General features: G+C 70.6%; 8 protein-coding genes and 1 tRNA gene. 2 read left to right on the top strand and 7 right to left on the bottom strand.

Going from position 1 to position 12,416, the window contains the following annotated elements; all coding sequences use genetic code 11:
- On the bottom strand, positions 1–2,073 hold a 2,073-nt coding region (locus tag VLG41_RS06045; protein WP_325348488.1), incomplete at its 3' end, for a cache domain-containing protein.
- Between the two features lie 234 nt (positions 2,074–2,307).
- On the bottom strand, positions 2,308–3,357 hold the full coding sequence (locus tag VLG41_RS06040; RefSeq protein ID WP_325348487.1) for an acyltransferase: 1,050 nt from the start codon (positions 3,355–3,357) through the stop codon (positions 2,308–2,310).
- A gap of 448 nt (positions 3,358–3,805) precedes the next feature.
- Between VLG41_RS06040 and VLG41_RS06035 the strand changes: the two genes are divergently transcribed.
- Complete coding sequence (locus VLG41_RS06035) at positions 3,806–4,117, top strand: heavy-metal-associated domain-containing protein (RefSeq protein WP_325348486.1); 312 nt, start codon at positions 3,806–3,808, stop codon at positions 4,115–4,117.
- A gap of 375 nt (positions 4,118–4,492) precedes the next feature.
- A complete protein-coding gene (locus VLG41_RS06030; RefSeq protein WP_325348485.1) occupies positions 4,493–6,838 on the top strand; it encodes a heavy metal translocating P-type ATPase in 2,346 nt (781 codons plus the stop codon).
- Positions 6,839–7,023: 185 nt separating this feature from the next.
- Here the strand turns inward: VLG41_RS06030 and VLG41_RS06025 are convergent.
- The 5 genes from VLG41_RS06025 to rsmB all read right to left on the bottom strand — a co-directional run bounded on the left by VLG41_RS06025 (position 7,024) and on the right by rsmB (position 12,244).
- Positions 7,024–7,099: transfer RNA gene (locus tag VLG41_RS06025), tRNA-Phe, on the bottom strand.
- A gap of 42 nt (positions 7,100–7,141) precedes the next feature.
- Positions 7,142–7,873, bottom strand: a complete 732-nt coding sequence (locus VLG41_RS06020; protein WP_325348484.1) for a response regulator — start codon at positions 7,871–7,873, stop codon at positions 7,142–7,144.
- A 28-nt stretch (positions 7,874–7,901) separates the two neighbouring features.
- Positions 7,902–10,148: a sensor histidine kinase gene (locus VLG41_RS06015; RefSeq protein WP_325348483.1), complete on the bottom strand. Its 2,247-nt coding sequence runs from the start codon at positions 10,146–10,148 to the stop codon at positions 7,902–7,904.
- 49 nt (positions 10,149–10,197) lie between these two features.
- Positions 10,198–10,812: a DUF4390 domain-containing protein gene (locus VLG41_RS06010; RefSeq protein WP_325348482.1), complete on the bottom strand. Its 615-nt coding sequence runs from the start codon at positions 10,810–10,812 to the stop codon at positions 10,198–10,200.
- A 100-nt stretch (positions 10,813–10,912) separates the two neighbouring features.
- Positions 10,913–12,244: a 16S rRNA (cytosine(967)-C(5))-methyltransferase RsmB gene (gene rsmB, locus VLG41_RS06005; protein ID WP_325348481.1), complete on the bottom strand. Its 1,332-nt coding sequence runs from the start codon at positions 12,242–12,244 to the stop codon at positions 10,913–10,915.
- Positions 12,245–12,416: the final 172 nt, after the last annotated feature.

Genomic DNA, 12,416 nt, shown 5'->3' with positions numbered 1-12,416 from the left:
GTCGCGCGCGCCGTCGGGCGGCGGCAGCGGCACCGCGCGCGGCGCCGGCCGGCGTTCGCACAGGTGGCGCAGGCTCAGGCAACTCAGGCCATGGTCGTGGCCGTCGCGCGCGCGGTACTCGCGGTAGCCCTGGCCCCGGCTGACGCCGACGCCGAACACCTGGCCCGCGACGTTGACCAGGCGTCCGCCGGTTCGGCAGGCGGCCACCACGCCCTCGGCCTGCAGCGGCGCCGAGGCGCCCACGCCCAGCACCACGCGGTCCCGCGCGTCGACAAAGGCCAGCGCGTCGCGCGGCCCGCAGCCGCTGGAGACGTCGTCGAGGATGGAGCGCAGTTGCGCCACCGCGTCCCACACCACGGCCACACCCCCCAGCACCTCGCCGCCCTCACCGCGCACCGCGGCCGCATAGACGAAGGCGGGCTCCTCGCTGAATCGGTTGGGTTCGAAGTCGCTCACCACGTAGTCCTGCTCGTCCGCCAGGCCCAGGCAACGCGCCACCCAGGGCGCGTCGCCGATCGGCCCACCGACGTGCGGCGCGTGTTCGGCGCGCGACACCGCCACCACCCGGCCCTGGCGGTCGAACAGCACCAGGCCGCTGTAGACGGTGTAGAGCGCGTTGATGTCGCGCAGCACGGCGCTCGCGCGCGCGCAGCCCGTCTCGCCGGCGCGCAAGGTGCTGGCGAACTGCGGCGTCAGCGCCCACCAGCGGCAGTCGTTCGCGCGCTCGTAGAGGTTGCGGTCGAGGATCTGCATCGCCAGCGCGGCACGGCCCTGCGCGTCGCCCAACAGCGAACGCGTGACCATGCCGTAGAGGTCCTGCAGCGCGCCCGCGAAGACCCGCGCAGTGCGCCGCGCAGCACCACCGATCTCCGACAGCAGGGTCTGCGCGAACAGCAGCTCGCGCGGCGCCAGCGCGCCCTCGCGCCCGCCGTCGTCCATCTGGCGCAGCTCCAGCAGGCCGTTCCAGACCGAGCGTTCCAGCGCGGACTCGATGGCCGTGGCGCGCCGCGGGATGTCGCGCAGGCCCGCCGACAGCACCTCGGCGTGGCCGGCCAGCGCCTCGCTCAAGGCCGAGGGGTGGTCGCCGCGCGCGGGCTCGTCGAAGGCCAGGTCGATCGGCAGCAGCGCCACGCCGCGCCAGCCCGGCCCCGCGTAGCCCTGGAAGCCGTGGGTGTCGCGCACCACGGCCAGGTAGCGCCGGCTCAAGTGATGCACCACGCGCGCGCCGGCCGCGCCGGCCCGCGGCAGCCGCCAGCCCGCGGGCAGTTGCAGGGCATCGCTGGCGCCGAGCACCCGACCTTCGCCATCGACCAGGGCCAGCAACACACCGTCGTCCTCCCCCTCGCTGGCGTTCGTGCCACGCAGCGACTCAAAAACCGTCGGCATTTCGTCGGCGAGGTCGAAGACCAGACACAGCACGCCCAGCAGCCGGCCATCGGCCTCCACGCGGCGCGCGTAGACGAGGGCCGGGCCGGGCCGCCCGCCGAAGCCCTGCGGGGCGAAGCGCTCCACGTACGGCGCGCCGCTGCGCATGGCCTCGCGCAGCAAGTCCTGTGCGGCGCCGGCCGTGTCCGGGCACGCGGCCTCGCACAGGCTCGCGCACAGGCGGCCCTCGACGTCGAACAGCACGATGTCGCGGTAGACCGTGTACTTGCTCGCGTAAGCGCGAAGGCGTTGCTCGATGCGCGGGCGCAGCGCGGGCTCGGGCCGCGCGAGGTAGCCGGCCACCCCCACATCGGTGGCGAAGAAGCCGATGTCGGCCGTGCGTTCGAACAGGTTGCGCACCAGCACGTCGATGCAGACCTGCGCGCGCGTGCCGAGATCGTCGATGCGGTGCTGCAAGGCTTCCGACACCAGGCCTTGCAGGAGTTCGTCCGACAGCGCGGAGAAGTCACGGCGCGCCTGCGCGAGGTCGTCGCCCGAGGCGGCGCGCGCGGACAAGGGCGAGAGCGAGGACAGCAGCGAGAGCTGGTCCCAGGCGCTTTCGACCAGGCGCAGCTCCTGGCGCTGGCGCTCGACGCCGGGCATGTGCCGCAGCCAGTGCTCGGCGGAAGTGGGTAGATCGTGCGCCATGGACGTTGGGCCTGTGCGGACGGTTGGGGCGGGTGGTTGGGGCGGGCCTCGATGGGTTCGGCCCAGTCCCGCTTATCGGTCGTAGGCGCGGCATCTTGATGAATGCCACGCGTGCCAGCGGCAAATGCACCAAGCTGGTCATTGAATGCACCGCATCGGGGCGCAAACCGCGCACGGACAGGTCTGCCCGCACCATTCGCGCGTGCCGCGCGCAGCGCCGCGGCCGCCGGTGCCTCAGGCGCTCGTCGCCCGGGGCAGCGCGCGCGTGAGCACCGGCATCCAGCGGTCGCACCCCCGCTGCACCGCCGTGCCGAGCGCGATGGCGGCGGCCCAGGTCAGGGCCGTCCACAGCCAGGCGTGGCCGAGGCCGGCGAGGCCCAGGCGCGCCCACAGGCCGCTGGCCACGACGATCACGGCGAAGTGGCAGACGAAGACGCTGTACGACACGTCGCTGAGGTGCTCCACCCAGCGGCGCACGGCGTGCGGCACGGATCGCCACGTGAGCTGCGAGCCAGCGTACAAGGCCAGCGCGGTGGCCAGGGCCAGGATGGGCCGGGCCCTCGGGTCCTGCCACCAGTCGGCCACCAGCAGCGCGGCCGTGAGCCACCAGCACACCGCGGCCCGCGCGCTGCCGCGCGACCACGCGGCCAGCGCACCCAGGCCGTAGGCCGAAAGGAAATAGAGCGCCCACACGTCGAACGCCGGCTGGCGGCTGAACACCTCGATGGACACGACGGTGGCGACGGCCACCGCCGGCGGCGCGAGCGAATCGGCCAGGGGTGTGGTCGAGCGGGCCGCCACGTGGGCCAGCACGGCGAACAGGCCGAACAACTGCAGATCGATGGCCACGTACCAGGCACCGGCCGAGAGCGACGGCACGCCCAGCACGTCCTGCAGGAAGAACAGGTGCGCAAGGAACTGACCCACCGTCGGCAGCGGCGAGACCCAGTCCTCCTGCGCCAGGTCCGGGCCCAGCCACGCGGTGGCGAGCACCACCAGCGCCAGCGCGACCAGGAACTGCGGAACCAGACGCAGGTAGCGCTGCCAGATCAGCGGCACTGGCGCCTGCCCGCGCCGCCTGGTCAGCGACTGCGCGGTGAGGAAGCCGCCGATGACGAGAAAGGGCTGCACCGCGTAGCGGCCGTCATCGACGAGGAACTGGACCAGGCGGGGCCAGGCGGCCGCGATCCAGTCGGTCATGGGCGCGTAGAGCGAGAGGTGGTGCAGCACGATGAGCTGCGAGGCCAGGGCCTTGATGCCGTCGATCAACGCGGAGCGGTTCATCTGGCGGGCATCTTCTGCGCGAGAGCCGTTCTGGTGAGCTTGCGAGCCTTCATTTCCTGCTCGATCGGTCACGCGATCACCCGCTGCACGGCGGTCGCGGTGGCTGCTTCCGGCATGGCTTCCCGCTTCAGAAACGCGTCGAAGTCACGGCCATCGTGCTTCTTGTTCAATGCCATCGTCAGCTCCTTACCTGCTTCAACCGGGCTTACGCGATGCGATCGGGAAGCGGGATGCGCGATTGTCATGCAAGGGACGCGAGCTTCTGCCAACCGCCCGCACCGCCACTTCCGTCGGATGCATGGGGGTGAATGGCCGGTCTCCGATCACGCTCCGCTGCCGCGTCCCGGCCAACGGGGACCGCATCGGAAGCGACATCTGCGGAGGAAGCGCTTGACCTTGCCATGATGGGAAGGCTCAGACTGGCTCCACACAACACAGGAGCATGCAAATGATCACCTTCCACGTCTCTGACATGACCTGCGGGCACTGCGCGAGCGCGATCGCACGGGCTGTCGCGTCCGTCGACAAGGACGCGCGTCTGGCAGCGGATATTCCGCGCAAGCTGGTACAGGTCTCGAGCACGGCGGCCCCCGGCGAACTGGTCGAAGCGATCGCGGAGGCGGGCTATCACGCCGAGGCGGTTGAAGCTCCGCCGCAATCGGCGCCGCGCAACAGCGGCGGCTGCTGCTGCGCCAGCCGCACGGCCGTTCAGCCGGTGGCCGCCGAGATGGGCAGCCGGTCCGGCTCCTGCTGCGGATAACCAATGCTTTGAAGGCTCTCCCAGCGGAACACGCGGGGCGCCGATTCGCCAGCCCGCGTCAGACGCAACCCGGCAGGCCCGGACGCCTCGGGCACGGCCGGGAAGCGCAGCACCCCCTCCCGGTGGTGGCCACCTGCGGGCGAGGTGTCCTCAGGTGCATATGAATGACCCCAGCGCAAGGTCGCGCGGCGCGCCTCCGGTTGAGCGAAGTCATGGCGAGGCTTGTTCAGTGGCAGGCATGCGAAGGCCAAGGTGTCGGCACAGCACGACAGCCCCTGCCGCTCAGGCAGGCCTGATCGACATCAACCGGCCCCTCCCGATCCGCGGCAGGATTCTCTGGTGCCGCGGCGCTGCCCCCCAAGAAGGACTCATCCGATGAAAAAAACTGCGACGTTCTCCGTGAGCGATCTGCTCTCCCCTCTTTCGGCGCAGGGCATCGAGAAGAAGCTGGCGCAGCTGCCAGGCGTGCTCGGCGTTGTCGTCAACCGTGTGAACGGCAGCGCAACGGTCACGTTCGATGACGCCCTCACCCGCGCCGATGCGGTGGAACGCGCGATCGAGGCATGCGGCCATCATTGCGCAGGCGAGGCGCTGCCCGAGCACGTCTGCGCGCCCGCCCTGACGCATGCGGGGCATGCGGCGCATGACCATCACGGTCATGGCAAGCACGACGCCATGATGCAGGAGATGGGTCATGCCCATGGCGGCTCCATGGAAGACATGGTGCGCGACATGCGCAACCGCTTCTTCGTCGCCCTGGTCTTCGCGATTCCGGTGTTCCTGTATTCGCCGATGGGCGCCATGTTCGGCGACTTCGGGGTTCCGCTGGGCATGGACCGCCAGCTGTTCCTCTTTCTGGCCGCGACGGGCGCCATCGTGTACCCCGGCTGGCCGTTCTACGTCGCCGCATGGCGCGCCTTGCGCAACCGCGTCGTCAATATGGCCACGCTGGTCGCGCTGTCCGTCGGCACCGGCTATGTCTTCAGCATCGGCGCCACGTTTTTCTACGAAGGCGACGTCTTCTACGAAGCGGCGGCGACCTTGCTCGTGTTCATCCTGTTGGGCCACTGGCTGGAAATGCGCGCGCGGGCCGGTGCATCCGACGCCATCAGGACCCTGATGAACCTGGCGCCGCCCATGGCGACCGTGCTGCGCGACGGCGCGGAGCTGAAGGTGCCGACGTCCGACGTGCTGCTGGGTGACGTGGTCGTGGTAAAGCCCGGCGACAAGCTGCCCGTGGACGGCGTGGTGCTGGAGGGAAACTCGCAGGTCGATGAATCGATGCTGACCGGCGAATCCATGCCGGTGAAGAAGTCCGCAGGCGATGCCGTGATCGGCGCGACCATCAACAAGAGCGGCAGCTTCCGGTACAAGGCGACCAAGGTCGGTGCCGACACGGCGCTGGCGCAGATCGTCAAGCTGGTGCAGGAGGCCCAGAACTCCAAGGCCCCTGGGCAGCTGCTCGCGGACCGTGCTTCGCAGTGGCTGGTGCTGGCCGCCATCGTCATTGGCCTCGCGACATTCGTGGTCTGGTACTGGGTGCTGGGGCAGTCCCTGCTTTTTGCCCTGACCCTCACCATCACGGTATTCGTGATCGCCTGCCCCGACGCACTGGGCCTGGCGACTCCCATGGCCGTGATGGTTGGCACTGGCCTGGGTGCGCTCAATGGCATCCTCTTCAAGAACGCCGCAGCCCTGGAGAACGCGACCAAACTGACGGTGGTCGTCTTCGACAAGACCGGCACGCTGACCATGGGGCAGCCCGACGTTGTCGAGATCGTGGCGGCCCCTGGCGTGGAACCGCGCGATGTTCTTGCCACCGCTGCGGCGGTCGAGAAGTACTCGGAGCACCCGCTGGCGCTCGCCATCCTGAAAAAGTTCGGCGACGCGCCCGCCGAAACCGCCCAGGCTTTTACCAACATCGACGGTCAAGGCGCGCGCGCTGAGATCGCCGGCGAGTCGGTGCTGCTGGGCAATCGGCTTCTGATGCAGGCCAGCAAGGTGGAGCTCGGGCCGCTGCTGCAAGACGCGACGCGACTCCAGGGTGCCGGCCGCACGGTGGTGCACGTGGCCCGGGGCGGGCGGCTTCTGGGCCTTGTCGCCATTGCCGACGCGGTGCGCCCATCCTCTCGCGAGACCATCCAGGCGTTGCAGCACCGCGGTGTGAAGGTGGCCATGCTGACCGGCGACAACCAGGCCACCGCCGAGCGGATCGGTCGCGAGCTGGGCATCGACATCGTGCTGGCGGACGTGCTGCCCGGACAGAAAGCCGACAAGATCAAGGAGCTGCAGGGCCAGGGGCACAAGGTCGCCATGGTCGGCGACGGGATCAACGATGCCCCCGCGCTCACGCAGGCCGATGTGGGCTTCGCCATCGGCGCGGGCACGGACGTGGCCATGGAGAGCGCGCAGGTCGTCCTGATGAAGAGCGATCCGTTCGACGTGGTCGGTGCGATCGAGCTCTCGCGCGCCACGCTGCGCAAGATGCACCAGAACCTGTGGTGGGCGGTGGGCTACAACACGATCGCCTTCCCCCTCGCCGCGGGCGTGCTATATCCGTTCACGCTGTCACCCGAGGTGGCCGCGCTGTCCATGTCGGGGAGTTCGGCGATCGTGGCCATCAATGCCCTGCTGCTCAAGCGGACGAGGCTGACAGGCATCCGGCAGCGGCGGCCTCAACAGCGGCTTGCAGCGAGAGAACCCGCCGCGGGTCGCGGCTGAGGGGCGTCTGGCCGACCTCGGCCCCCGTGATCGCGAGCGCCACGACCACGGGCCTCGTTCAACCACCACAGCATGCGCGTAGCGTTTTCATCCACCCAATATCGCGCAGGCCCTGCCTCCAGAAGATGACCCCGAAACGTAGAAACGCCCCAGAACCCTGAACGGGCGCTGGGGCGCATGAATCTTGGTGGCCTGGGGCGGAATCGAACCACCGACACGCGGATTTTCAATCCGCTGCTCTACCAACTGAGCTACCGGGCCTTGGGAAGCCCAGGAGTATAGCAGTTCGGGCGGGCCCTCACCTCAGCCCAGGCTGCCGCGCTTGGCGCGCGCCAGGTCCACGCCCAGTTGCTTGAGCTTGCGGTAGAGGTGGGTGCGCTCCAGGCCGGTCTTCTCGGCCACGCGGGTCATGGAGCCGGACTCCTTGGCCAGGTGGTACTCGAAGTAGGCCTTCTCGAAGTCGTCGCGCGCTTCGCGCAGGGGGCTGTCGAGGTTGAAGGTCTGCTGCGCCTGCGGGCCGATGGGCAGCGTGGGCATGAGGCCGTTGCCGTTGACCACGGCCGTGCCGTTGAGGAGCTGGTGGTGGGTCATCGCCTCTTCGACGGTGACCTCGGCGCCCACGAGGCGCGTGGGCATCAGCGCCGGGGCGAGGCCACCCGCCGCCTTGGGCGGCAGCTTGTTCAGGCCCTGGTCGACGGCCTTGAGCAGCTTGGCCAGCGTGATGGGCTTTTCGAGGAAGGCGGTGGCGCCGATGCGCGTGGCCTCGACGGCGGTGTCGATGGTGGCGTGGCCGCTCATCATGATCACCGGCATGGTGAGCAGACCGTTGCTGCTCCACTCCTTGAGCAGGGTCACGCCATCGGTGTCGGGCATCCAGATGTCGAGCAGCACGAGGTCGGGCCGCATCTGCTGGCGCAACGAGCGCGCCTGCGCCGCGTTCTCCGCGAGTTCGACGGCGTGGCCTTCATCGTTGAGGATTTCGGACAGCAGGTCCCGTATGCCCAGTTCGTCGTCTACAACCAGAATCGTTGCCATTGCGTGCGGAGTCCCTCGGTGCCTGTTGTCAATTTGCAACTGCGAATGATAACGACACTTGCGCGCCGATGACGCGCCCTTCTGTCACGCGGTTGCTCAGGTCCACCCGGCCGCCGTGCTCGTCCATGATCTTCTTGACCACGGCCAGGCCCAGGCCGGTGCCCTTGGCCTTGGTGGTGACGTAGGGTTCGAAGGCGCGCTTGAGAATCGGCTCGGTGAAACCGGGCCCGCTGTCGATGACCACCAGGCGCACCCACTGGCCGCTGTCCGAGCGGCGGGTGCGCAGAAGGACTTCCGCACCGGCCATCCCGCTCATGGCGTCCTGCGCGTTCTGCACCAGGTTGTGGATGAGCTGGCGCACCTGCTGGGCGTCGGCGCGCACCTTGGGCAGGTCGTCGGCGAGTTCGCAGCGCACGGGCACGGCGGCGTGTTCATACAGGCCGACGATGTCGCGCACAGCGGCGTTGAGGTCCAGGGGCGCGAGCTGGGCCGCCGGCAGGCGGGCGTAGTCCCGGAACTCGTTGACGAGGCGCTTCATGGCCTCGACCTGGTCGCCGATGGTGCGCACAGACTTGCTCAGCAGGGCCTGGTCGGCGGGCTGCAGCTTGCCGTCGAGCTTCATGGCCAGACGCTCGGCCGAGAGCTGGATGGGGGTGAGCGGGTTCTTGATCTCGTGCGCGAGGCGGCGGGCCACCTCGCCCCAGGCGCGGGCGCGCTGGGCCGAGACGACCTCGGACACGTCGTCGAAGACCAGCAGGCGCTCGTTGTTGGGCAGCAGGGCGCCGCGCGCGATGAGCGTGATGCCCTGCTCGACGGTGGTGCCCTCGCCCGCGCTGAGTTCGAACGACTGCTGCCAGTAGCCGCCTTCGTGCGGCGAGTCCTCCGCGAGGAAGCGCTCGAACTGCTGCTGCACACCACCAGCGATCTGCTCCAGGCCGGGGATCTGGTCGAGCGGCTGGCCGACGTGCGCGTTGAGCGCGGCGTGCAGGATGCGGGCGGCGCCGGGGTTGGCCGTGAGGAGGCGCCCCTGTTCGTCGAACACCAGCACGCCGGCGGTGAGGTTGTCCAGGATGGTCTGCAGGTTCTCGCGCGCGGCGTCCACCTGCTCCATGCTGTGCTGCACGGCCTCGCGCGCCTCGGACAGGTCCTGCGTCATGAGCGCGAAGGTGCGGGTGAGGCCGGCGAGTTCGTCGCGCGAGGGCAGCGCGGCCTTGGGGGTGAGGTTGCCGGCCGCCACCTCGCGCATGCCCTCGGCCAGCACGATGAGCGGGCGGATGAGCTGGTTGCCCAGCAACACCGCGAGCAGCACGGCACCGAACACGGCGAGGAACAGCGCCAGGGTCAGCGTGCCGATGTACATGCGGCGCAGGCCGTCGCGCGCGAGCGCGCGCTCCTGGTATTCGCGGTTGGCCACCTGCACGGCGAGCGCGTCGACGATCAGCGCCGAGGGCAGCGGCGAGGAGACCTGCAGGTAGCGCGGTTCGGCGTTGACGGCAAAGCTGGGCGGGCTCACGAGCGCGAGCACCTTGATGCGCGCCTGGCCGGCGGCCAGCGCGGCGTGCAGGTCACCGCCCTCGCCTTCTTCCAGGCCCTCGATCTGCGCGAGCACGCGGTTGGCGCGCACGTTGCGCAGGGTGGCGGCGCTGGGGCGCTCGGGCGCGAGGTCGAAGCGGGAGCTGCCCGAACTGCCCAGGGGCTGGCCGGCGGCACCGAAGAGCACCACGTCGAGCGCATCGACCTGCTCGCGCACCCGGTCGAGCGCCAGCACGGCGCCGCTGTTGCTCTGGCGGGCCAGGCCGTCGGCGGCCAGACGGGTCTTGTTCGACACGTCGGCCATCAGGGTGTCGAGCGTGGTGCGGCCGAGGTTGAGGCCGGCGTTGAGCGCGGACTCCACGCGCACGTCGAACCAGCTCTCGATGGAGCGCGAGACGAACTGGTAGGAGACGGTGTAGATGAGCAGGCCCGGCAGGATGCCCACCAGGCCGATGATGGCCGCCAGCTTGACCAGCAGCTGGCTGCCGAACTTGCCGCGCTTGAGGCGCATGAACAGGCGCACGCCCAGCCACAGGATGACCAGCCCCAGGCCCACGGCCGCGGCCACGTTGATGCCCACGAGCAGTTCGAAGTTGCGCTCGTAGAAGGCGCTGTTGCGCGTGGCCAGGGTGAGCAGGAACAGCAGCACCATGCCCAGGCCGGTCATGAAGATCAGGCCGGCCACCACCGCCCAGCGGGTGGCGGCGGGTTTGCGCGGGTGGTGGGGGTTCAGCGGGTTCACGGCACGGTCACGGCACGAGGGGCCTGCGAAGGGGGCTCGAAGCGTGGGCTCAGCGGGCCGGCGTCTCGGTGGCGGGAGGTTCGACGGCCTTGGCCTCGGTCGCCGGGTGGGTGGCGCGCGGTTCGGCGGGCGCAGGGGGCTCGGGCGTGGCGGCCGCGGGCACGGCCAGTTCGCGCTCCAGGGCCATGGACCACTCGGCCTGGTTGCCCAGGCCGATCTGGAAGGGCCGCGGCAACAGGCTCAGGTCGAGGCGAAAGCTGAATTCCACCACATGGGCGCTCTCGGGCTCGAGCTGGCCGGCGTCGGCCAGCCGCCAGCGCGAGACGCGGCCGACGGCGGCGAGCGCTTCTTCCAGGGTGTCGTGGTTCTGGTGCAGCGCGTAGGGCAGTCCGGCACCGCCGCCGGTGCCGCCGCCCGGTTCGGTGGAGACGCTGACGCGCCAGCGCCGGGTGAGCGGCTGGTAGGCCAGTCGCAGGGTGCGGGTGGCACCGGCCACGCGCTTGTCGGTCCAGTACCAGCGCTCGCGCAGCACGTCGGCCTGCCAGACAAAGTAAAGGGGCACGCCCTTGAGCAGGGCATCCTGCACGGTGCCATGCGGTTCGACGTCGAAGCGAGCGCTCATGTACAGGCCGTCGGGCGTGCGCTGCAAAGCGAGTTGCTGCACCTGGGGCGGCTGGGCCCGGGCCAGGATCAGTGTGAGGCTGGCCAGGACAAGCAGGCCCCAGCAGGCCCACTGGCGGGCACGAAGAATGCGCCGGACCCGATCAGCCGCCGCTGGCCTTGTCAAAGCGTGCGTAGAAAAAGCCGTCCGGTCCACCCGGACGATTGTCGTTGAACTGCACGGCACCCCCGGGTGTACCGGGAAACAGATGGCCCGGCGCGGGGGCTGCCCGGGCGTCGGTGTGGCGCTGAAGAAACGCCTCGGCCTGCTCGCTGCCTTCGGCGCGGAACACGGAGCAGGTGGCGTAGACCAGCCGCCCGCCCGGACGCAGCAGGGGCCACAGGGCGTCGAGCAGCGCCCGCTGGGTGCGTGCGAGGGCGTCCACGTCGCTGTCGCGGCGCAGCCAGCGCACGTCGGGGTGGCGGCGCACGATGCCCGAGGCGGTGCAGGGGGCGTCGAGCAGGATGGCGTCGAAGGGCCGGCCATCCCACCAGTCGGCCGGGCGGGCGGCGTCGGCGCAGCGCACCTCGGCGGCCAGGCCCAGGCGTTGCAGGTTGTCGGTGATGCGGGTGCAGCGCTGGGCGTCGACGTCCAGCGCGAGCAGGTCGGCGTCGGCGCGTTCGAGCAGGTGCGCGGTCTTGCCGCCGGGGGCGGCGCAGGCGTCAAGCAGGCGCGGGCGGGTGCCGCCGGACAGGCCGTCGAGCAGCAGCGGCGCCGCCATCTGGGCGGCTTCGTCCTGCACCGAGCAGCTTCCGTCGGCAAATCCTGGAATCTGCTCGACCGGCAGCGGACGCGCCAGCTCCAGTCCGTCGCCGCCCACGGGGTGGCTGGCCACGCCCAGTGCGGCCAGGGCCTGCGCCAGGGTCTCGCGATCACTGCGGCGGCGGTTGACGCGCAGCGTCATGGGCCCGGGCTGGTTGTTGGCGCGCAGGATCGTTTCCCAGTGATCGGGGTGGTCGCGGCGCAGCCGCTCGATCCACCAGAGCGGGTGGTTCCATTGCGCGAGCGGGTCGCGCGCCACCTGCGCCCGCAGCGCCTCGGCCTCTCGCAGGTAGCGGCGCAGGCAGGCGTTGAGGAAGCCGGCCTGGCGCTGCCAGCGCCGGTCGGCCCGGGCCGCCTGCACGGCCTGGTCCACCACGGTGTGCGCCGGGTAGCTGGCGCCGGGCGCGTCGGGCGCCACCAGCAGCGCGAGCGCCGCGCTCACGAGCGCGCGCAGCGGGGGCGGGGGCGCACGATCGGCCAGGCGGGCGACGAGCGCTTCGCAGGTTCCGAGCTGTCGCAGGGTGTGGAAGGCGAGCGCTTGCACGCCGGCGCGCAAGGGCGCAGGCACCACCGCGAGCGCATCGCCGAGCGAACGGCCCTGGCGCACCGCGAGCACGGCCGCCGCCACGTGCGCGAGCTGTTGGCTGAGGGCGGGCGCCTGGACAGCGCTCACTGGACGACCCTCCGTGCGGCGCACTGCGGGGCTGAGCGCCTTGGGATCGGCCCGGCGGCGCTCATGCGTGAATCACCGTCGGGTCGCCCACGGCGGCGGCCGGCTTCGCCAGGGGCAGCGGCCCCATGGAGCGCCCATAGATGCGGCGCACGCGCTCGGGGAGCGGCGGGTG

The organism is Hydrogenophaga sp. (assembly GCF_035481345.1).
GTDB lineage: Bacteria > Pseudomonadota > Gammaproteobacteria > Burkholderiales > Burkholderiaceae_C > Hydrogenophaga.
The sequence above is the reverse complement of the archived record's forward strand: the minus strand, read 5'-3'. Positions and strand labels throughout refer to the sequence as shown.